The sequence below is a fragment of the Pseudomonas neuropathica genome, assembly GCF_051174785.1.
In the GTDB taxonomy this organism is placed as follows: Bacteria; Pseudomonadota; Gammaproteobacteria; order Pseudomonadales; family Pseudomonadaceae; genus Aquipseudomonas; species Aquipseudomonas neuropathica_A.
This window is the reverse complement of sequence record NZ_CP195111.1, coordinates 3256159-3277701: the sequence shown is the minus strand read 5'-3', so window position 1 is coordinate 3277701 and position 21543 is coordinate 3256159. Positions and strand designations below refer to the sequence as shown.

Genomic DNA, 21543 nt, shown 5'->3' with positions numbered 1-21543 from the left:
ACGCAACCCGCAAGGTGCCGATCCCCCTAGCTCCGTCGCACGTAAGCCTTACCGTAATGCCGCTCCATCCGCGCCTGAATCAATTCCAATCCAATCGACATCAGCCAGTAAATGATCGCCGCCGTCGTCAGCATTTCGATGTAGCGGTAGCTTGAGCGCCCGTAAGACTGGGCGAGAAACATCACCTCCCAGACGCCCATCACCGAGATCAGTGACGAGTCCTTGAGCATCGAGATGAACTGGTTGGTGGTGGGCGGGATGATCGTGCGCATGGCTTGCGGCAGGGTGATGCGCCAGAAAATCACCGTCTCGCGCATACCCAGTGCCAGCGAAGCTTCGCGCTGGCCGTGGTCGACACCGAGGATGCCGGCGCGGAAGATTTCGCTGAGATAGGCGCCGTAGTTCAGCGACAGGGCAATGATGCCCGCGACGATGGCGCCGGGCACGATGCCCAGTTGCGGCAAGCCGAGATAGATCAGCAGGATCTGGATAAGCAGTGGCGTGCCGCGAAAGAACGAGGTGTAAAAACTGGCGATGCCGAATGCCACGGCGCTTTTCGACAGGCGTGCCAATGCCGTGATGAAGCCCAGCAGGGACGAGGCGACAATCGAGCACACACAGAGGAAAAGCGTCAGCGCCGCGCCTTGCAGAAAGCCGTTGGGCGCCAGGTGCAGGCCGACCAGATTGGGCAGTTTGTCGAGGATGATCGAGAACTTCAGGTCGAAGCTCAGGAAGAACCCGGCGAACAGGCAGAACAGCGCAGCCCAGGTCAGGTACAGCCGCGTACGAAAACCGAACATCCGTTGCAGACGAGTTTCAGCCACCGGTTGCGGTTGCGGTTGCGGTTGCGGTGGCGGTGTCGGGAAAGAAGTCATTGGCTGATATCGGCGCCGATCCATTTTTGCGACAGCTTGCTCAGGGTGCCGTCTTGCTTCAGTTGCGCGAAGACTTCGCGCACTTTGGCGTCCCATTGCGCGTCACCCTTCTCGATGGCCACCGAGTTTGGCTCCGAATACAGCGGCGCGCCGGCCAGTTTGAAGCGTTTGTCCTGGTTCAGACGTGGCTGCGCGGTGACGAGGTTGGTGAGGATTGCATCCAGGCGCACGCCGGCGCCCAGCCCCAAGTCCTGGAAGGCGACGTTGTCGGTGTCGTACGGCGCGATCTGCACATCGTCGAACGGGTACTGCAGCTGCGTGTCTTCGGCGCCTTCAATGACCAGGTTCTTGTTCAGATAACTTTCGTAACTGGACGCGCTGGTGAGGCCGACTTTTTTGCCACTCAGATCCTTGGCAGCGTGAATCCGCTCATCCTTGGCGTTGACCACGATCACTGCCGGCGAAGCGTAGTACTCGACCGGGAAATCGAACACTTCGGCGCGGGCCTTGCTCGGAGTCATCGAGCAGATGCAGATATCGTAGCGCCCGCTCCAGCGGCCGGCCGCAATGACGTCCCAGGACGGCGTTTCGAGTCGCAGCTTGACACCTAACTTGTCAGCCACGGCTTTGGCGACATCAACGTCGAAGCCATCAAGTTGATTCTGATCATTGAGAAACGAGAACGGTGGATAGCTTTCCATCAGTACGCCGACCAATTCTTTCTTTTGCTCGATACGGTCCAGCGTCGTGCCACCAAAGGCGTGAGTGGAGGCGGCCAGAATCGTCAGGCCCAGGGCCAGTAGCGGTTTAAATTTCACAGTCGATCCCTGGGTAAAAAAGAAGTTGTTTTTAACGGAATGGTGCGTATTAAATAGTTATAAGAACGACTCTGATAGTGAGTTATTTTCATAAGCATATGAGTGAAAAGCATATGGGCGCAGGCAGCACGATTATTCTCGATGGCGGCATGGGCCGTGAGTTGCAGCGCGCCGGTGCGCCATTTCGTCAGCCAGAGTGGTCGGCGCTGGCGTTGAGCGAAGCACCGCAGGCGGTGCAGGCGGTGCATACCGCTTATATCGCCAGTGGCGCCAATGTGATTACCACCAATAGTTATGCCGTGGTGCCGTTCCATATAGGCGAAGAGCGCTTCGCCGCTGAAGGGCAGGCTCTGGCGGCGTTGGCCGGTGAACTGGCGCGACGTGCGGTGCACGTCTCGGGAAAATCCGTGCGGGTGGCCGGCTCGTTGCCGCCGCTGTTCGGCTCCTATCGTCCGGATCTGTTCGAAGCCGCCCGAGTGAGCGAGTTGCTGGCGCCCTTGGTCAATGGCCTGGCACCGCACGTTGATCTGTGGCTGGCGGAAACCCAGAGTTCGATTATCGAGGCGCGAGCCATCCACGCCGGGTTGCCGAAGGATGGCAAACCGTTCTGGTTGTCGTTCACCTTGAAGGACGAAGACACCGATGAAGTGCCGCGCCTGCGCTCTGGCGAAGCGGTCGCCGAAGCGGCTGCGGTGGCGGCTGAATTGGGCGTCGAGACGTTGCTGTTCAATTGCAGTCAGCCAGAAGTGATCGGTGGCGCGATTGATGCCGCGCGTGAAACCTTCGAGCGTCTGGGGGTGAAGATAAACATTGGTGCTTACGCCAATGCGTTTCCGCCGCAGCCAAAAGAGGCTACGGCCAATGACGGACTCGATCCGTTGCGCGATGACCTGGATCCACCGGGTTACTTGCACTGGGCGATTGACTGGCAGCAGCGCGGTGCCAGCCATTTGGGCGGTTGCTGCGGGATCGGGCCGGAACACATCGCGGTGCTGGCGCAAAAGCTGGGCTGAAAACAGATCAAAAGATCGTCCGAACGCGGCCCGAGCCTGCGGCAGCTTCTGCAGGGTGAACGTCAATCCCGTGCAGGAGCTGCCGCAGGCTGCGATCTTTTGCTTTGACGATTTAACTACGGCACTCGACCAAGCCTTTCACCTGCCCGTCGGGCGTCTGATTTTCATCCGACAGCCACCTCTCGAACCCTGCCGCAATCGCCGGCCACTCGCCATCCAGAATCGAATACCACGCGGTGTCGCGGTTCTGCCCCTTGACCACCATGTGCTGACGGAACACCCCCTCAAAGCTGAAACCCAGTCGCTCGGCGGCGTACTTGGAGCGGGCGTTGCCGTTATTGCATTTCCATTCGAGGCGGCGGTAGCCGAGGTCGAAGGAATGTTTGGCCAACAGGTACACCGCTTCGGTGCTTCTCGGCGAGCGCTGCATTGGCGCGCCGAAAGTGACGTGGCCGATTTCGATGCGGCCCTGGGCCGGGACGATCGACATCAGGCTGAGGATGCCTTGTACCTGATCGGTCGCGCGATCAACGACGCTGAAGAAATACGGGTCGCTGGCGGCCGCGTGGTTGTTCAGCCAGGCGTTGAACGCATGGCGCTCCGGAAACGGCCCGTAAGGCAAGTAATCCCAGAGTTTCGGGTCGGCACCGGGGCCTTCGAGGGCGGCGAACAGCTGGTCGCCGTGGCGCGCCGGGTCGAGTCGTTCCAAGCGAATGAAACGGCCTTCGAGCAGCGTGGTGGTGGGGGCGGGGACGCCTTTCCAGTCTGCGAGTGATGCGGTCATGCGTGCGTCTCCTTAAAGGGCTTTGCGAAACTGGATGAAGCCCGGGCGTTCAGCGATGCGCTCATAGAGCTGGATCGCGGTGGCGTTGGTTTCGTGGGTCAGCCAGTGCACTTTGCAGCAGCCGTCAGCCTTGGCCGTGGCGTAAACGTGTTCGATCAACAGACGGCCGACGCCAGTGCCGCGAGTTTCTGGCGCAACCAGCAAATCTTGCAGGTAGCAGGAGTTTTCAATGCTCCAGTTCGAGCGATGGTAGATGTAATGCACCATGCCCACGGCTTTACCGTCGGCCCACGCCAATGCTGCGTGGGTGGGCTCGCTCGGGTCGAGAAAACGCTGCCAAGTGCTTTGCGTCACAGCTTCCGGCAGTTCGGTGTTGTAGAAACGCAGATAAGCCTGCCACAGCGGTAGCCACGCGGCGTGGTCGTTGGCGCTGACCTGGCGAATGTCGATCTGACTCATGTTGATTTCCTTAGCGCATCAATCGGGCGAGGGTTTGATCATTGATGTCCGGGCTGGCCGCTAGACCTTCGCGCACGCCGGCAATGTCTTCGGCGCTGCGGTTCTGGCTGAGCTTGCGCTTGCCTTCGAGGCGGTCGATGGGAATGGCGAAGCCGACAATCGCTTTGAGCATGCCGTCGATGTAATCGGCAGGCGCGTCGGCGACCGACCACGGTTGCGTGCGGCCGGCTTCATGACGGTCGGTGAGGGTGCTGACGATGTCGAGCAGGCGTCCGCCGTCGCTGAAGGTTTCGGCGTGGCCATAGGCGTGCACAGCGATGTAGTTCCAGGTCGGCACGACTTTGCCGTGCTCAGCCTTGCTCGGGTAAAAGCCCGGGCTGACGTAGGCATCGGCGCCAGCGAAGATCAACATGGCCTCGGCGCCGTCGCGCAGGTCTTTCCACTGTGGATTGGCGCGGGCCAGGTGTCCGTACAACGTGCCGTACTCACCTTGTTCGCAATGCAGCAGCACCGGCACATGGCTGGCTTGCAGGCCACTGTCGCCGTGAGTTACCAGAATGGCGAGGCGGGTGGTGAGGATCAGTTCGTGCAGTTGGGACAGGTCTTCGATGGCAAAGGCGCGTGGTGTGTACATGGACAGATTTTCCTTGGCGAATGCCTGCATCGTAGGCAGGCTATTGGTCTGTTGTAAGAGCCATTGATGACCAATTTCATAGGTCCATTGCCATGCCCGATTCGCCGACGTTATCCATGCCATTCAACCCTGCCGGTATCGAGCTTGATCGTCGCCAGGGCTTGAGTCGCCAGCTCTATCAGGCATTGCGCCTGCGTGTGCTGGATGGGCGGCTGGCGAGTGGTACGCGGTTGCCAGCCAGTCGCGATCTGTCGGCGGCGTTGGGGATCTCCCGTAACAGCGTGGTGCGCGCCTACGATCAACTCTATGCCGAAGGCTTTATTGAAGGGCGGGTAGGGGACGGCACCTACGTCGCCCAATTGATGCCCGTAACGACCCTAACGAAAAAACTATCCACAAAAGTATCCACAGGGTTTTCAACAGGCTTACCCACAGCTTTATCCACAAATTGGCTGGATTTACCTGTGATTCCATCCAGTAAAGTTATCCACAACGATAGTTTTTCGCGCATCGAAAAGAATCATTTGGCCCGGCCACCGAGTGGTCCGCCGCGAGCATTCAGGGTGGGTGTTCCGGCGTTTGATCTGTTCCCGTTCGAGGTGTGGGCCAAGCTGAATGCGGCTTTCTGGCGCAAACCGGATCTGGAGCAACTGTGCTACGGCGATCCGTCCGGCGATGCGCGTTTGCGCGCAATGATCGCTGCCTATCTGCGCAGTTCGCGCGGCATGCAGTGTTCGCCTGAGCAAATTGTGATCACCAGCGGCGCACAACAGGGCATTAGCCTTTGTGCACAGTTGCTGGTGGCGCCGGGCGATGGCGTGGCGATCGAGAATCCTGGCTACCGCGCGGCCGGTCATGCCTTCGCCGTGGCGGGCGCTCGATTGCACGGCATTGCCGTGGACGAAGAGGGCATGGATTGCTCGGCGCTGTCGGCTACCGGGGATTGTCGGGTGGCGTATGTGACACCCTCTCATCAGTACCCGACCGGTGTGGTAATGAGCCTTGCACGACGCCTGGAACTGCTCGCCTGGGCCGAGCGCAACCAAGGCTGGATCGTCGAGGACGACTACGATGGCGAATACCGCTACACCGGTGCGCCGCTGGCGCCTTTGGCGGCCCTCGATCGACAGGGGCGAGTGTTGTATGTCGGCACCTTCGGAAAGGTTGCGTTCCCGGCGTTGCGCCTCGGTTATCTGGTCCTGCCCCCGGCGTTGGTCGATGCATTCTCGCAACGCCGGGCCGTCGATGTCCGCCATTCCGAGGTCAGTACCCAGGCGGTGATGGCCGAGTTCATGGCGGCCGGGCATTTCCAGCGGCATATCCGGCGCATGCGCCGCGCCGCGCTAAGCCGGCGCAACACCTTGCTCGACGGTTGGCCAACCGCCATCGACGGGGTGGGTGATTTGCCTGCCGTCTCTGCCGGGCTGCACCTGACTGTGGCCGTGGACAGCATCGAGCGCGAGCAGCAGTTGATCGCGCAAGCGGCTCGCGTCGACGTCGAGATCAACGGCTTGAGCAGCTACTGGCTGCCCGATTCCACGACACCTTCGGACCAGCGGGCCGGGTTGGTGCTGGGTTTTGCTGCAGTCCCTGAACCGGCGATCAAAGCGGCGCTGAGTCGGTTGCGACAGGCGTGGCAGGTGTGAGAAACAGCGCTCGCGCAGACTTGTCGGAAATGCCGCTGCGATGGATTTCGATCAGCGCCTGATTGCTCAGAAAACGTGGTTCATAGGCCCCGCCCATACGTCGCTGAGCCACGGTTTTCATATGCCCGGCGGGAAATGGTGTGACGGGGGCTTGCACGCTGCTGTAGTGAAAATGGGCGTAGCACACGACCTTGTTGGTGTGAGCGTCGCGTATTTCGTACTCGTCGAGGAAATCCAGGTCTGGACCTTTGAGCCGGCGTCGAGTCACGGTTTGTGAGATCGTCACTTCACCCTGTTCTTTCAGCCACTGGATCCCGGCCGCAGTCGGTGGCTGTTGCTTGACCATCCTGACCCGGGTGCTGGTGCCTTTTTCATCAAGGGAGTTGGCGGCCTCGTCAAGTTTGTGGCCGAGTTCTTCGGTGGGCTTCTTGAGGTCGGCGGTCAGATTGCTGGCGGTCAATGCTTCATCGATTGCCGCGTTGGCTTTGCGCAAGGCAGCGGCATGTTTGTGATAGTACTCCTCGGCCTCGACAGGAAGACGCCGCCCCCGTTTGAGCTGGGCCTCGATACGGCGGTGGAATGCGGTCAACCCGTCGATCAGGGCCTGACCTGCACGAATGCTGGTATTGAGGGTGGCACTGGCCTTCGGCGGTTTGGGTTTGACCGTGCGTTGTTCAACCCAGACACCGGGTGACTCTTCCTCGAATGTTGCGATGATCCCTTTCAGGGGGTTCCGTACTTCCACCACGTCGGAGTTTTGACCTTTGATGCGCTTTTTCCGAACACCGACCACCGTGCCCTTGGATTTGGTCTTGATGATCTGGCGCGTCGATGATCTCGGCCTCGAAGGACCCGGCGTCGGTTCCAGCAGGTGCTTGTAACGCAGCAGTTCGGCCAGCTTTGTATCCGTTCGCGCTTTGAACCCGATCACTCGTTTGCGCACATTCTCCAGGCGCTCGGTGTAGATCTGCTCGGGATAGTCGATGAGCAGATCGCCCAAGCGTTGATCAATGGTGGAAAACTGTTCGGCGACATTGCTCAAGACGTCCGTGCGTTCGCGCAGGTTGTCCAGGCTTTCATCAGCGGTCAGATTCAACGTGCTCTGGATGCTCAGCGCCGCGTCTTCGATGAGACTGGCAAGCGCCTCATAGGCGTTGGCAGCAGTCGCCGTTTCACCGGCCTTGATGCAGATCTCCTGGCCAAGACTGATCTGCAAAAGCTTGAGGTCGTTCAAATCATACTCAGGCAGTGCCTTGCGATAGGTGCGAACAACTTCGACAGCTTTTTTCCCCAGCAACTTCAGTTCATCAAAACGAGTTTCGGCCAACTCTATTTTTTCAATGATGGCCTGAGTCTGATCGGTCATTTCTTCAAAAATCCGAACAAAGGACCGCTGTGCGAAATTGGCCTCGTCGGCAAGCATCGCCTGCATGATGTCCAGGTTGGCTTGGAACTCGGTGGCGTGCAGCTCAAGCCAACCCTGCCCTAGAAACAACAGCACCTCCAATCGCTGGGTCATGGCCTCCCGGTAGTTGGGAATGGGCTGCTCTTTATGTAACGCTTTGATCTGTTCGACGCTTGTACTGTAAGCCTTGTACTGTGATTCGAGCGTAGCCAGATACTGCTGGCGCGCCTGCGCTCGTGCGGACGGGGGCGCGTCTTTGAGTGCGGCGTGGTCAGCGTCACACTGAATCCGCTTGGCTTCCATCGTGGCGTCGAAAGCGCTGATTTCGGCGATCAGTTGTACCGCGTCCATTTTATTGATGTCCTGAACCACCTGAAGAGCGCTATCAAGTCCCCCGCCTCGCAGGCGCAATCTGAGATCGATCACCCATTGGCCGTTGACGGTGCGGGTCAACAGCGGTCCGTTACGCGGCGGCTGTTGGTGTGAGTCGATGATCTGCACCTTGGCGTGTTCATTGATGATGACTTCGAACCAGCGCTTGCCCACGGGGGCGAACCATTGTTTCTGGCGGGGATAGAGGTGATGGTGCGTGCCCTCGCTGGCGGCATCGCCAATGCCTCTGGGTTTGGCGATCTGGAAACTGTCGAGCAGCGCGGCCAGTGCGACGGGCGATCGCTTCAGTGCAGTGAAGGGGTTGACCGCCATCTCATGGGTAATGGGCAGTGCGGTACTGGAGATGTCTGGCAACTGCACCGGTTTGCTGGCGACGATGTCGGGTGCGACCGTCGGTGTGGGTTCTTCCTGTGGGATCGACTCGCTGATGGGCTGGTCGCCAACCGCTGCGCGATGGGCGAGGACCATGCCCAATGCCAGAAGAATGTCGGCCAGTGCAGTCCAGGCGATCTTGCCGGATTGCTCATTGGCGACGTCGCTGATCTCTTGCAGGTCGTCCATGATCTGCCAGATCCACGCCGCTGTACCGACGCTGCGCCCCAGGAACGGCAATGCCGCATTGAACATCATCCAGCCGCCGTGTTTGAGCGTCGCCCAACGTGCTTCTGCGTCGGAGACCGACTGGCGATCAGCCTGGGTAATGACCGCCTGCACGTTGCTGTCATGCAGGGTCGCCAGTACATGGTCTTCAATCGTCGCAGTCGCCAGGGTGACGGGGCCTGACATGTCGAGGGCGGTGAAGGGGTTCACCAGCAATTGCGGGATCGTCCAGACCGAAGGCAGTCGGGCGGTGAAGACGAACTGGCTGTAGCTGAAGCGCACATCGTCCGGCAACCAGGCCAGCACCGACTCGCGCAAATGTTGTGAATGCTGGATTTCGTACAGCAGATTGGTGTGGGAGGGGAACTGCATCAGCGCCATTTCGAACAGCGGCCGGTAAAGCACGCACGGCCCTTTATCCACTTCGCGCGGGCCGATGACGAACATGTTGTTGACGGTGTCCGCCTGTGAACGGCTGCGATGGGCCATGAACGCCAGTGGGCGAATGACGATTTCATCGCGATCGACATGACGTTCATCGCCGGTGTTGGCCAGCGCGGCAACGACATAGCGGTAACCCTGCTCGGTGATGCCGGCCTTGCCTTGTATCTTGTGTTGCAACGCCAGCAGCGGCAGCTCGATGGGTAACTGGCTGGTGTAGAGCGCCTGCAACGCCGCCGCCTGCTCGCTGTCGTCGACCAGCAGGTTTTGCAGGTGCGCCGGGTAGGTCTTGCCGATATCGACGCTGCTCACCAGTTGTTCCAGGTAGCTTGCGGTCATCCATTCAGGCAGCACGCTGCCATCCTTGTAACGTACGGTTTTATTGCCAATTGGCTGCCCCGCGAGGTTCTGCAGGGCCAGATCCATGAGCGACAGCGTCTGTGTCTGCGTGTTGCCCGGCAAGACGAACGTGCCCCAGACCACCAGGCTGGTGATGCTGATTTCGATGTCATCGATCTTTACCTCGGCGGCCAGTGGATGATCCTTGAGCAGCTGTTTTTTCAAGGCGTCACGGGTGAAGGCTTGCAGGCTGATGACTTCGTTCTGGAAGGATTTTCCCTTGTTCGTATGCTGCACCATGGTCAGGTCCAGCAGATGCCGGCTGTAACGGGTTTGATCGGCGGGGACGGCGCCGTCGAGCCAGGCTGGCAGCATCGGGCGCAGACGATCGATATGGGGTTTGAGGCGCGGTGTCGGTTCCCCGGGATTGCCAATCGTCCCGGTGTGCGGGTAAAGCTCGCTGGAGTTGGCGCCCTGGAAAAAATTGATCGCACCCAGCGCTTCGGCTTCCAGGGCGATCAGCGTGCAGGCCTGATAGTCGAAGAAATTGCCTTGCGGTTCGACCAGCCGCCATTTCAGTCCGGCACCGGAGGCGCCTTTCCAATAACGATTCGGCAGGGCTTCACCGAGTTTTTCCAGCGACTCGAAGTTCTCGAACCCCTGAATCACCGAGTGGGTCATGATCAGGCTGCGCTCGCCGTCGGTGCCGATCAGTACTGCGGTATCGAGCAGGGTCACGTGGTTCTGGTCATCACCTTCGCCCCGGTCCAGATCAATCAAGCAGGCGCGTGTCTGGTATTTGTCGGTCGGTAGCCGCTGGTTTTTGTCCGGATGCTTGTAGACCGCCTCGACCATGGCGCGCTGATCGGCATCCCAGCCAGTGTTCGCGTCGACCTTCCACAAGTTGTGCAAGGCTTGCGACATCTGTTGCCAGCGCGGTTGTCCCGGGTAGGTGAAATCGTCCCAGTAATTGACCTGATGTTCCTTGTAGGCGATGAACAGCAACGGTGCCAGCTCATTGAGCAGCTTGCCGATCGCGCTGATTTTCACCGGCAGCTGGATGGCTGAGGGCAAGTCGGGCTGCAAGGTCAGATAATGTTCGCCGTCGAGATACGCCACCGTGGTACCGGAAAGGCCCAGACGAACCAGCGTGTCGGTCAGCGATTCGATCAGGTGGCGACCGGGGACGACTTGATCATCTTCGATGACCCAGGTCGGTCTCACAACCATGGCCAACTGCGGGTCGAGATCGATCTCCGGGTACAGCGTCCTGAGTGCCGGGCGCAGTGTTTTTGAGGCAACTTCACGTAGCGAAGGGCCGGTCACCAGTTGGGTCACGACATCGACGGCGCTGGGCGAGGGGATTTCGGGCATGGGCAACTCCTGCTCTGATAGGCGCGCCGAAAGGGCGGCGGTTTCAGGCAAGGTAGAGGCGGGCCGCAGGGCGCGTGCGGTAGATACGTATTGCAGGCAAAAAAAGACCCGCCGGGGCGGGTCGGTTTTTTACAGGTGCGACTTGGGTCTGGTTATTGTTCAAAACCTTCCAGCACGTTCACCGCGTTGATGCCGATTTCTTCCACGGCGTAACCGCCCTCCATCACGAACAGCGTCGGTTTGCCAAGGGCGGCGATGCGCTTGCCCATCGCCAGATAATCCGGGCTGTCGAGTTTGAACTGCGAGATCGGGTCATCCTTGAAGGTGTCGACGCCGAGCGATACGACAATGATGTCGGCGCCGTAACGGTCGATTTCATCGCAGGCCTGATCCAGCGCCGCACTCCACACGTCCCAGCCGGAGCCTGCGGGCAGCGGATAGTTAAAGTTGAAGCCCTCACCGGCATCTTCGCCGCGCTCATCGTCGTAGCCAAGGAAGAACGGGAACTCCGCTTCCGGATGACCGTGGATCGAGGTGAACAGCACGTCGCTACGCTCATAGAAAATCGACTGCGTGCCGTTGCCGTGGTGGTAATCGACGTCGAGGATCGCGACTTTCCTGTGGCCCTGATCGAGGAAGGCTTGTGCGGCGATGGCGGCGTTGTTGAGGTAGCAATAACCGCCCATCAAATCGCTGGCGGCGTGGTGTCCCGGTGGCCGGCACAGGGCGAAGGCCGCGCGCGCGCCACGCTGGATTTCTGCTTGCGCGGTCAGGGCAACTTGCGCCGCGCTGTACGCCGCTTGCCAGGTGCCGGCGGTGATCGGTGCGCCGCCGTCGAAGCTGTAATAACCCAGCTGACCATGCAGGCTGGTCGGTTTGATTGCCCGCAGCGTGCGCGCCGGCCAGGTGTAGGGCAGCAGATCGCCGTCGGTGTTGAATTCAGTCCAGCGCGCCCATGCGCCTTTGAAAAAGTCGAGATAGTCGTGGCTGTGGATGCGGGCGATAGGTTCCAGGCCGAAGTCCTTCGGCGCTTCGACCGGGCCGAGGTTCTGGTTTTTAACGCGTTGCAGGACGTGGTCGGCGCGCGACGGCATTTCGAAGCACGGCTTGAGCTGGCCATCGATGAGTTCGCAGCGGCCATGGTGAAGGTGATGATCGTCCGAGTAGATCGTCAGCATTTGTTGTTCTCCGCAGGGCTGATTCGGTTGCTCTCAGTGTTGCGGGACAAGACGAATCGGAAAACGGCAGGAAAGGCCAAAAGGGGACTGATATGGCCAAAAACACTGACCGCAATTCGCCCCTTCAGGATCAAAAGATCGCAGCCTTCGGCAGCTCCTACGCCGATCCCTGTAGGAGTTGCCGAAGGCTGCGATCTTTTGATCTTCAGGCCCGGAATTGGCTCGGCGCCACGCCGCTCCAGCGCACAAAGGCATGGCGGAAGCTGGCGGTCTCACTGAAGCCGAGAGTTTCGGCGATGCGATAGATCGGCAATTGATCCTCACACAACATCTGCTTGGCTCGCTCGAAGCGCAGCTCATCGAGCAATTCCTGATAGCTGCTGCCCATGTCCTTGAGATGCCGGCGCAAGGTGCGCGGCGAGCACTTCATCTGTTGCGCCAGACCTTCCAGTCCTGGCGCGGCATTCAATTGTGCGCTGAGCAACTGTCGAATCCGCCCCAGCCACGCCTGACGCCCGGTGAACTCAAGATTCTGCTTTCGGCAACGTTCGGCCATGGCTTGATGGGTGATGAGATCGGCCAGCGGCAGCGGTTGATCGAGCCAGTGACGGTCGAAGGCAAAGGCGTTGTCCTTCGCAGCGAAGTGCAACGGTGCGTTGAAGTGTTCGGCATAGCTGTTGCGATAGTCCGGCGCGGCGTGCTCGAACCGCGTCGCGCGCAAGGGCAGCGGATGCCCGAGCAAGTCATCGCAAATGACTTTCAACGACACCAGGCAGAACTCGGCATTGAACACCGCCATCGACGGACTCTCGCGATAGTCGGCGGCGACGAACCAGACGCGCTCGCCATCGTCTTCCAGACTCAGCTCGAAAAGTGTTCCCAACAGCGCCGGATAACGGATCGCCAGGCGCAAAGCGTCACCGAAGGTGGCACAGGTCAGCAGCGCGTAACCGAGGATGCCGTAGCAGGAAACATGCATGCGCCGGCCCAGTTCCAGACCGATATCGTGCTTGAGCGCGACCGCGTTGGCGCAGACCTGCATCTCCTGATTGGTGGTGATGCGCGTGTCGGCACGGCTGAGATCCGCCGCACTGATGCCGCTGCCGGCCAGCAATGCTTCGCTCGACAGGCCTTCGGCTTTGAAGGTGTTGAGGATCAGAGAGACGGCGTTGAGGGTGGTGAGGTGGGAGTGGAGCATGGGTGCTTCCAGGTCAGGGGCCTGATTGAAGGTTAGCAAGGTGCATGCCGGGCAGCAGTCTGCTCAGGAAGCAGGAGGATCTTAGTGTTTCAGTGGGATCATTAAATATATTGAATTTGCCTCGCGAGATTAAGCAGATAGTCAGTTGTCGGCAACTGTCAATGTTGACAGTTGTTAGGTGTGCGCAGTGTAGGTATATCGTAGGGTTGTTTTTGTTTGTAAGTTACTTTCGTTTTAATGTTTGTCGGTCAATAGAGTTTTGCTTGTTAGTAAAATTGTCTGAATTCTGGAGTAAGGGAATAAAATTATGAGCTCTAAAAAAACGGAAATAAAGTTTAAGTCTGGTCGCTCGAAAAAAACCATTCACGGCACGATGAAAGCGGAGGTTGACGGGACCGCTAAAGAGTTTGCCGCTTTCTATTTTATCGAAGAGAGCAATGGTATTAGTGCAGCCTTTGGCAAGCGGGAGGAAGATTATGTATCAGTGAGTAACGTTGGTGGATATCTGCTTGTTTCCTATAATGTTGGAGGTGCTTCAATTCCTTGGGATACTGACGGCCGGATGTTAGACATTAAGAAAGATTCTGTCAGTGGCAGATATTTTGGGAATTTTACGGCGCAATTCAGTGCGAGTGTTCCTCCCGATATCCCTAAAGCAGTGAGCGGTATCTTTGAAGTATGGGAAGACTGATAGTTATTGCGAGCCGCTGTCTTTGAGGTTCAATGAGAGCGGCTCGTCATTTCAATCCACGACGATCCTGGTTTAATTCTCAGGGTTGATCAGCTCGCCGCAGAGGTCGAGTTCAATCAGTCGGCGGACTTCAGCTGTTTCAACGCCTGCACCGAGCAGACCGTGCAACTTGCCGAACGCCGCCTCGCGAGTCAGGCCACCGCCGGACAACACGCCAACACTGCGCAAACGGCTACCCGCCTCATACACATCCAGCTCAACGCCACCTTCATGGCACTGCGTGATCGCCACAACGACTACGCCGTTGTCCCGCGCCCGGCCAAGGCTTGCCAGAAACTCAGGGTTGTCGCTCGGCCCGGTGCCACTGCCATAGCACTCCAGCACCAGACCCTGGATGCCGCTGTCGAGCAGACCGTCGAGGACTTCCGCGCTGATGCCGGGGAACAGAGGCAACACGGCAACCTTGGCCAATTGTTTCGGCTGGTTGTAGCTCAACGACGCTGGAATCGAAGTGGCTTTGACACCGCCGCCCTGACGCTCCAGACGCTTGAACGGATGCCGGCCAAAGCTGCGCACCTTCGCGCAGCGGGTTGGTGCGAGCAGCTCACCGTGGAAGTAGAGATGCACGCCCGGCGCCAAGCCTTGGCCGAGAGCAACCAGTGCGCCGCCGAGGTTTTCCCAGGCATCGCTGTCGGTAACGCCGGCCGGCAGCATGGAGCCGGTGAAGCACACGCGGGCGTGCAGGCCGAGCAACTGGAAACTCATCGCCGCCGCGCTATAGGCCAGCGTGTCGGTGCCGTGCAGGATCAGCACGCTGTCGCAGCCTTGCACATCCACGGCATCGACCACTGCTTCACGCAGTTGCTGCCAATAGGCCGGGGTCATGTTGGCGCTGTCGATCAGCGGCGACATTTCACGGAAGCGCCATTGCGGCACGACGAGTTCAGGCTGGCTGTGCAGGTAATCGCGCATCCGCGCTTCGAAACCGGACGCCGGGGCCAGGCCGTTGGCGCTGGCCTGCATGCCGATGGTGCCACCGGTGTAAAGCACCATGACGTGTTGGGCGGCGGGGTAGGTCGACGAATTCATGGGGATTCTCCGAAAGGATGAGGTCCTTGTGGGAGAGAGCCTGCTCGCGATGGCGGTTCATCATTCAGCATTGATGTTGGCTGAAAGACAGCTATCGCGAGCAGGCTCACTCCTACAGGTATTGCATCACAATAACTGACGGGCGCAGGGGATGCGCCCGTCATTTACCTGTCAGCGTTGCGCTGCAGGCACGCCTTGCGGCTCGGCTTCGGTCTTGCCGGCAGCGGCAGACGGATTGGTCGGCCAAGCCTTCAGGTCGAGGTCCAGATCGGCAAATTTGCTCGAGTCGAACACCGGCTGTTTGACGCCGGCGCGGCGCTGCGCATCGTAGTCGCGCATCACACGCATGCCGACCTTGAACAACATGGCCAGGGCCACCAGGTTGACGAAGGCCAGGCAGGTCATGGTGATGTCGGCGAAGGCGAACACGGTCGACAGGTCCTGCATCGAACCCCATACCACCAGCGCCAGTACCAGACCGCGGAAAACCATCAGCGCGGCGCGGTTGCGGGTGAGGAACTGCAGGCTGTTTTCGCCCAGGTAGTAGTTGTAGAGGATGCAGGTGAAGACGAACAGCGACAGCGCGACGCTGACGAACATGCGACCCCAGTCACCAACCACAGCGGCCAGCGAATTCTGGGTCAGGACGATGCCGTCACCTTCGAAGCCCGGGGTGTAGAAGCCCGACAGCAGGATCAGCAGCGCGGTGCAGGTGCAGATCACGAAGGTGTCGAGGAACACGCTGAAAGCCTGAACCACGCCCTGAGCGCCCGGGTGCTTCACGGCGGCCACGGCAGCGACGTTCGGCGCACTGCCGAGGCCCGCTTCGTTGGCGAACACGCCACGCTTCACGCCCATGACGATGGCGCTGCCAAGCAGGCCGCCAAAGGCCGGGTCGAGGCCGAAGGCGCTCTTGAAGATGGTTTCCAGCATGGCTGGCACGTGTTCGATCTGGGTGCCGATCACGTACAGGGTCACGCCGATGTAGGCCAGGGTCTTGATCGGTACCAGCAGATCGGACACCGAGGCGATGCGCTTGATGCCGCCGATGAAGGTGATGGCCAGCAGCACCGCCAGGACGATACCAGTGTGTTGAGGGTTGAATTCAAAGGCGTTCTGCAGCGAGTGGGTCACGGTGTAGGACTGCAGGCCAATGAAGGCGAAGCCATAGGTGACCAGCAGCAGGACGGAAAACACCACCGCCATGCCTTTGAGCTTGAGACCGTGCTGGATGTAGTAGGCCGGGCCACCACGGTACAGACCGTCGCCATCGGCGCGCTTGTAGACCTGGGCCAGGGTGCACTCGAAGAAGCTGCTGGACATGCCGACCAGTGCGGTCACCCACATCCAGAACACTGCACCTGGACCACCCAAAGTTACGGCGATGCCGACACCGGCGATGTTGCCTGCACCGACACGGCCGGCGAGGCTGAGCATCAGGGCCTGGAACGAGCTGAGTTGCCCGGCGCTGCCTTTGAGGCTGTCGCGGAACACCGCGAACATGTGGAAGAAGTGGCGCAATTGAACGAAACGCGAGCGAATCGTGAAGTAGCTACCGAGCCCGACAATGAGCACGATCAGTACTTTCCCTGAGAGGAAGTCGTTAATGACTTCGAGCATGGATTTTTCCTCGCTGTTTATTGTGTAAGCAAATGCTGGATGGAAGAAATATCGTGTTACACCGGTGTGCGCACGGCACGACAGGTGAGGCGAAGGTTTCGTCCCGGATCCATTTCGCGGGTTTGTTATTAGTTCGGGTTTCGCATGGGTTATGGCCTCGTTACCGACGACCGCTCACGCGAAGAGGGGCGGCACTATACCGATCAGTGACGCGCCCGTCTGCACGGTAGTGGTGCAAGCGACGAAACGAGGCTTTGAAACACCCGGCGTTACCGGCGCCGGGCTTGTGCGGGAATTGCTCTGCGTGGGAGCGAGCCTGCTCGCGAAAGCGGTATTGCAGACACATCGTTTTTGAATGTGCCGTCGTCTTCGCGAGCAGGCGCGCTCCCACATGAAGCAATCCCCAGACATACGGGTCTCAGGGTCAGAAAGTTAAAAAAAAGGGCTTGGGGACTAAATCCCCAAGCCCTCAAAAGGTGAGAGGTGTCTAGTCCCTCGACCTGGTGAGCAGTGCTACAAGTTACGAGTCGGTTCAGGCCTTCAGCGGAACCAGACGTGGAGCAATCATGTTTTCCGGGCGCAGGATGTCGGCGAGCATGGCTTCGTCGAGCAGACCTTCTTCGCGCACCAGTTCCAGCACGCCGCGGCCGCTTTCAAGGGCGAGACCGGCGATACGGGTGGCGTTTTTGTAGCCGATGTACGGGTTCAGTGCGGTGACCAGACCGATCGAGTGTTCGACCAGTTCACGGCAGCGCGCTTCGTTGGCGGTGATGCCGACGATGCAGTGCTCGCGCAGCATGTCCATGGCGCGTTGCAGCAGGCGGATCGAGTCGAAGATCTTGAAAGCGATCAGCGGCTCCATCACGTTCAGTTGCAGTTGGCCGCCTTCGGCTGCCATGGTCAGCGCCAGGTCGTTACCGATGACCTGGAACGCAACCTGGTTCACCGCTTCCGGGATTACCGGGTTGACCTTGCCGGGCATGATCGAGCTGCCTGGCTGACGCGCTGGCAGGTTGATTTCGTTGATGCCGGTGCGTGGGCCGCTGGACAGCAGGCGCAGGTCGTTGCAGATCTTCGACAGCTTGACCGCAGTGCGCTTGAGCATGCCGGAGAACAGTACGAAGGCGCCCATGTCGGAAGTCGCTTCGATCAGGTCGGCGGCTGGAACCAGCGGTTGACCGCTGATCAGGGCCAGACGCTGTACCGCCAGCGCTTGATAACGCGGGTCAGCGTTGATGCCGGTACCGATCGCGGTGCCACCGAGGTTCACTTCAGTCAGCAGTTCCGGGGCCAGCGTCTTCAGGCGGGCCAGGTCTTCGCCCATGGTGGTGGCGAAGGCACGGAATTCTTGACCCAAGGTCATCGGCACGGCGTCTTGCAGCTGGGTACGGCCCATTTTCAGGACGTGATCGAATTCTTTGCCCTTGGCGGCGAACGCCTGAATCAGGCTGTCGAGGCTGGCCAGCAGGGTGTCGTGACCGAGCAGCAGGCCCAAGCGAATCGCCGTTGGGTAGGCGTCGTTGGTCGACTGCGCCATGTTCACGTCGTCGTTCGGGTGCAGGTACTGGTACTCGCCCTTCTGATGACCCATTGCTTCCAGAGCAACGTTGGCGATCACTTCGTTGGCGTTCATGTTGGTGGAGGTACCGGCGCCACCTTGAATCATGTCGACCACGAATTCTTCGTGGAAATCACCGCGGATCAATCGGGCACAGGCTTCGCTGATGGCAGCGTGCTTGGCTTCGCTCAGGTGACCCAACTCGCGGTTGGCGTCAGCAGCGGCCTGTTTGACCATTGCCAGGCCGACAACCAGTTTCGGGTAATGCGAAATCGGAACGCCGGAGAGACGGAAGTTGTTCACCGCTCGCAGGGTCTGGATGCCGTAATACGCTTGAGCCGGTACTTCGAGGGCGCCAAGCAGGTCGTTTTCTGTGCGGAAAGATGCAGCGGAGGACATGATAGAAATCATCTCGATATGGACCCGGTCTGTGCCGGAACGCTGCGAATGCTAGGCTTGTGGGAAATTTTGGGCCAATGCTGTTCAGCACTGCCCTATGCACATTCGGCATAATGCCCGTGTGACGCCGCGTGCGCGGCAGACGTGTGACCTGTTTTGGTGCGTGTCCGGGAGGACGTGATGAATCTGGAAAGCAAATGGCTCGAGGACTTCAGTGCTCTGGCCGCCACCCGCAGCTTCTCGCAAGCGGCCGAGCGACGCTTCGTGACTCAGCCGGCCTTCAGCCGGCGGATCCGCAGTCTGGAGGCTGCGCTGGGGCTGACCCTGGTCAATCGCTCGCGCACGCCGGTTGAACTGACGGCGGCGGGGCAGCTGTTTTTGGTCACTGCGCGCACCGTGGTCGAACAGCTCGGTGAAGTGCTGCGCCATCTGCATCATCTGGAAGGCGGGCAGGGCGAAGTGATGCAAGTCGCTGCCGCTCACTCGCTGGCCTTGGGTTTCTTCCCGCGCTGGATCGCGCAGTTGCGTAATGAAGGGCTGAACATCGCCACGCGGTTGGTCGCGACCAACGTCGGTGACGCGGTGCATGCGTTGCGTGAAGGTGGCTGCGATCTGATGCTGGCGTTCTATGACCCGGACGCGGCGATGCAGATGGATCCGGAGATTTTTCCGTCGCTGCATTTGGGCCAGACGGAAATGTTGCCAGTGTGTGCGGCGGATGCCGAGGGCAGGCCGTTGTTCGATCTGGAAGGTGATGCGAGCGTGCCGTTGCTGGCTTACAGCGCCGGAGCGTTTCTCGGGCGTTCGGTGAATGGTTTGCTGCGTCAGCGTCAGCTGCGTTTCACCACTATTTATGAAACCGCGATGGCTGACAGTCTGAAGAGCATGGCGCTGGAAGGTCTCGGGATTGCCTGGGTGCCACAGCTGAGCGTGCGCGCGGAATTGGCCCGTGGCGAACTGGTGGTCTGCGGCGGCCCGCAATGGCATGTGCCGCTGGAGATTCGCCTGTATCGCTGCGCGCTGGTGCGCAAAGCCAACGTCCGGCTGCTGTGGCGCAAGCTCGAAGGCGGCGCCGCGCAAAACTCTTGAGCCCACCCGCAGCCCCTGTGGGAGCGAGCCTGCTCGCGAAAGCGGTGCCAGACAACATCAATGTTGACTGACACGCCCTCTTCGCGAGCAGGCTCGCTCCCACAATGGAATTTGTGGTGTGTCTGCGCTGACCTTCAGGTCAATAAAACCGGGCCTTTCGCTCATTTGACAGATGGTCGTTTCGGGGGCTGTTTATTGCTTTCATTGCGGTATACTGCGCGGCCTTCGGCCGGCACGTCCGGCCATTTTTCGTACAATCAAGCCACGCAACCTGCGTGGCTTGTTGTTTTATGACGCGCCTGCGGGCGCTCCAGAGAGAAGAGGCGCGACGATGAGTGCACTGGTTGGCGTGATCATGGGCTCCAAGTCCGATTGGTCCACCCTTAGCCACACCGCCGATATGCTGGAAAAGCTCGGCATCCCGTACGAGGTCAAGGTGGTTTCTGCCCACCGCACCCCGGATCTGCTGTTCCAGTACGCCGAAGAGGCTGAAGGCCGCGGCATCGAGGTGATTATCGCCGGTGCCGGTGGCGCAGCCCACTTGCCAGGCATGTGTGCGGCCAAGACCCACCTGCCGGTGCTCGGTGTGCCGGTGCAGTCGGCCATGCTCTCGGGCGTCGATTCGCTGCTGTCGATCGTGCAGATGCCAGCCGGCATTCCGGTCGCCACCCTCGCTATCGGCAAGGCCGGCGCGATCAACGCAGCCCTGCTCTCGGCGAGCATCCTCGGCGCCAAGCATCCGCAGTTCCACGCGGTACTGAAAACCTTCCGTGCCGAGCAGACAGACAGCGTCCTGGACAATCCAGACCCACGTATTGCCTGAGGTTGTTGAGATGAAGATCGGTGTAATCGGTGGCGGCCAGTTGGGTCGCATGTTGGCCCTGGCGGGCACTCCGCTGGGCATGAACTTCGCTTTCCTCGACCCTGCGCCGGACGCTTGCGCCGCGGCGCTGGGCGAACACCTGCGGGCCGATTACGGCGATCAGGATCATCTGCGCCAATTGGCCGATGAAGTCGATCTGGTGACCTTCGAGTTCGAAAGCGTCCCAGCCGAAACCGTGGCATTCCTGTCGCAATTCGTCCCGGTCTACCCGAGCGCCGAAGCCCTGCGCATCGCGCGCGATCGCTGGTTCGAAAAGAGCATGTTCAAGGACCTGGGCATCCCGACGCCGGCCTTCGCTGACATTCAGTCGCAAGCCGATCTGGACGCTGCGGTGGCTTCGATCGGTCTGCCGGCCGTGCTGAAAACCCGCACCCTGGGTTACGACGGCAAGGGCCAGAAGGTCCTGCGCAAACCGGAAGACGTGGTTGGCACCTTTGCCGAGTTGGGCAGCGTGTCCTGCCTGCTGGAAGGCTTCGTGCCGTTCACCGGTGAAGTCTCGCTGATCGCCGTACGTGCTCGCGATGGTGAAACCAAGTTCTATCCGCTGGTGCACAACACCCACGACAGCGGCATCCTCAAGTTGTCCGTGGCCAGCACCGATCACCCGTTGCAGGCGCTGGCCGAAGATTACTCGAGCCGTGTGCTCAAGCAACTCGACTACGTCGGCGTGATGGCGTTCGAGTTCTTTGAAGTCGACGGTGGCCTGAAAGCAAACGAAATCGCCCCGCGCGTGCACAACTCCGGGCACTGGACCACCGAAGGCGCCGAGTGCAGCCAGTTCGAAAACCACCTGCGCGCCGTTGCCGGTCTGCCGCTGGGTTCGACGGCCAAGGTTGGCGAGAGCGCGATGCTTAACTTCATCGGTGTTGTACCGCCGGTTGAGAAAGTCATCGCTATCGAAGACTGCCATCTGCATCACTACGGCAAGGCCTTCAAGGCCGGGCGCAAGGTCGGCCACGCCAACCTGCGCTGCGCCGACATGGCCACGCTGCAAGCGCAGATCGTAAAAGTCGAAGCGCTGATCGCCGAGTAAAACAGTTTCATGTGGCAGCGGCGG

17 protein-coding genes are annotated in these 21543 nt (G+C 59.8%); 6 read left to right on the top strand and 11 right to left on the bottom strand.

Annotated elements, in window-relative coordinates:
- Nucleotides 1–26 precede the first annotated feature (26 nt).
- Nucleotides 27–875 (bottom strand): amino acid ABC transporter permease, encoded by an 849-nt coding sequence (locus ACRRSD_RS15000; protein ID WP_435034128.1) that lies wholly within the window; start codon nucleotides 873–875, stop codon nucleotides 27–29.
- Entirely contained in the window at nucleotides 872–1693 is an 822-nt protein-coding gene (locus ACRRSD_RS14995; RefSeq protein WP_435034127.1) for an ABC transporter substrate-binding protein, read from the bottom strand. Before ACRRSD_RS14995 ends, ACRRSD_RS15000 begins: the two co-directional genes overlap by 4 nt.
- A 113-nt stretch (nucleotides 1694–1806) precedes the next feature.
- Between ACRRSD_RS14995 and ACRRSD_RS14990 the strand changes: the two genes are divergently transcribed.
- Nucleotides 1807–2706: a homocysteine S-methyltransferase family protein gene (locus tag ACRRSD_RS14990; RefSeq protein ID WP_435034126.1), complete on the top strand. Its 900-nt coding sequence runs from the start codon at nucleotides 1807–1809 to the stop codon at nucleotides 2704–2706.
- Between the two features lie 112 nt (nucleotides 2707–2818).
- Here ACRRSD_RS14990 and ACRRSD_RS14985 read toward each other — a convergent pair whose 3' ends face one another.
- The 3 genes from ACRRSD_RS14985 to ACRRSD_RS14975 are packed head-to-tail and all read right to left on the bottom strand — an operon-like array spanning nucleotide 2819 to nucleotide 4583.
- Nucleotides 2819–3490 (bottom strand): GNAT family N-acetyltransferase, encoded by a 672-nt coding sequence (locus ACRRSD_RS14985; protein WP_435034125.1) that lies wholly within the window; start codon nucleotides 3488–3490, stop codon nucleotides 2819–2821.
- A 12-nt stretch (nucleotides 3491–3502) separates the two neighbouring features.
- On the bottom strand, nucleotides 3503–3949 hold the full coding sequence (locus ACRRSD_RS14980) for a GNAT family N-acetyltransferase (RefSeq protein ID WP_435034124.1): 447 nt from the start codon (nucleotides 3947–3949) through the stop codon (nucleotides 3503–3505).
- A 10-nt stretch (nucleotides 3950–3959) separates the two neighbouring features.
- Complete coding sequence (locus tag ACRRSD_RS14975; RefSeq protein ID WP_435034123.1) at nucleotides 3960–4583, bottom strand: FMN-binding negative transcriptional regulator; 624 nt, start codon at nucleotides 4581–4583, stop codon at nucleotides 3960–3962.
- A 92-nt stretch (nucleotides 4584–4675) separates the two neighbouring features.
- On the opposite strand from ACRRSD_RS14975, the gene ACRRSD_RS14970 reads away from it, so the two are divergent.
- Nucleotides 4676–6229: a PLP-dependent aminotransferase family protein gene (locus ACRRSD_RS14970; protein ID WP_435034122.1), complete on the top strand. Its 1554-nt coding sequence runs from the start codon at nucleotides 4676–4678 to the stop codon at nucleotides 6227–6229.
- Here the strand turns inward: ACRRSD_RS14970 and ACRRSD_RS14965 are convergent.
- The 3 genes from ACRRSD_RS14965 to ACRRSD_RS14955 all read right to left on the bottom strand — a co-directional run bounded on the left by ACRRSD_RS14965 (nucleotide 6186) and on the right by ACRRSD_RS14955 (nucleotide 13157).
- A complete protein-coding gene (locus ACRRSD_RS14965) occupies nucleotides 6186–10781 on the bottom strand; it encodes a dermonecrotic toxin domain-containing protein (protein WP_435034121.1) in 4596 nt (1531 codons plus the stop codon). The genes ACRRSD_RS14970 and ACRRSD_RS14965 overlap by 44 nt on opposite strands.
- A 152-nt stretch (nucleotides 10782–10933) precedes the next feature.
- Nucleotides 10934–11959, bottom strand: a complete 1026-nt coding sequence (locus tag ACRRSD_RS14960; RefSeq protein WP_435034120.1) for a histone deacetylase family protein — start codon at nucleotides 11957–11959, stop codon at nucleotides 10934–10936.
- A 205-nt stretch (nucleotides 11960–12164) separates the two neighbouring features.
- Nucleotides 12165–13157: an AraC family transcriptional regulator gene (locus ACRRSD_RS14955; protein ID WP_435034119.1), complete on the bottom strand. Its 993-nt coding sequence runs from the start codon at nucleotides 13155–13157 to the stop codon at nucleotides 12165–12167.
- A gap of 307 nt (nucleotides 13158–13464) precedes the next feature.
- Here ACRRSD_RS14955 and ACRRSD_RS14950 point away from each other — a divergent pair, with 307 nt between their 5' ends.
- Entirely contained in the window at nucleotides 13465–13848 is a 384-nt protein-coding gene (locus ACRRSD_RS14950) for a hypothetical protein (protein ID WP_435034118.1), read from the top strand.
- A 72-nt stretch (nucleotides 13849–13920) separates the two neighbouring features.
- Here the strand turns inward: ACRRSD_RS14950 and ACRRSD_RS14945 are convergent, their stop codons facing one another.
- From ACRRSD_RS14945 to ACRRSD_RS14935, 3 genes are all read right to left on the bottom strand, one after another.
- Nucleotides 13921–14937, bottom strand: coding sequence for an asparaginase (locus ACRRSD_RS14945; protein ID WP_435034117.1), 1017 nt, complete (start codon nucleotides 14935–14937; stop codon nucleotides 13921–13923).
- A gap of 171 nt (nucleotides 14938–15108) precedes the next feature.
- A complete protein-coding gene (locus ACRRSD_RS14940; RefSeq protein WP_435034116.1) occupies nucleotides 15109–16557 on the bottom strand; it encodes an alanine/glycine:cation symporter family protein in 1449 nt (482 codons plus the stop codon).
- A 532-nt stretch (nucleotides 16558–17089) separates the two neighbouring features.
- On the bottom strand, nucleotides 17090–18514 hold the full coding sequence (locus ACRRSD_RS14935; protein WP_034152112.1) for an aspartate ammonia-lyase: 1425 nt from the start codon (nucleotides 18512–18514) through the stop codon (nucleotides 17090–17092).
- Between the two features lie 180 nt (nucleotides 18515–18694).
- On the opposite strand from ACRRSD_RS14935, the gene ACRRSD_RS14930 reads away from it, so the two are divergent.
- The 3 genes from ACRRSD_RS14930 (at nucleotide 18695) to ACRRSD_RS14920 (ending at nucleotide 21519) form a co-directional block, all read left to right on the top strand.
- Nucleotides 18695–19603, top strand: coding sequence for a LysR substrate-binding domain-containing protein (locus ACRRSD_RS14930; RefSeq protein WP_435034115.1), 909 nt, complete (start codon nucleotides 18695–18697; stop codon nucleotides 19601–19603).
- Between the two features lie 331 nt (nucleotides 19604–19934).
- Nucleotides 19935–20426 carry a 5-(carboxyamino)imidazole ribonucleotide mutase gene (gene purE / locus ACRRSD_RS14925; RefSeq protein ID WP_007954291.1) on the top strand — a complete coding sequence of 164 codons (492 nt, stop codon included), beginning with the start codon at nucleotides 19935–19937 and terminating at the stop codon, nucleotides 20424–20426.
- A gap of 10 nt (nucleotides 20427–20436) precedes the next feature.
- The gene (locus tag ACRRSD_RS14920; protein ID WP_007920221.1) at nucleotides 20437–21519 is read left to right on the top strand and encodes a 5-(carboxyamino)imidazole ribonucleotide synthase; all 1083 of its coding nucleotides are present in this window, start codon (nucleotides 20437–20439) and stop codon (nucleotides 21517–21519) included.
- The last annotated feature ends 24 nt before the right edge of the window (nucleotides 21520–21543 follow it).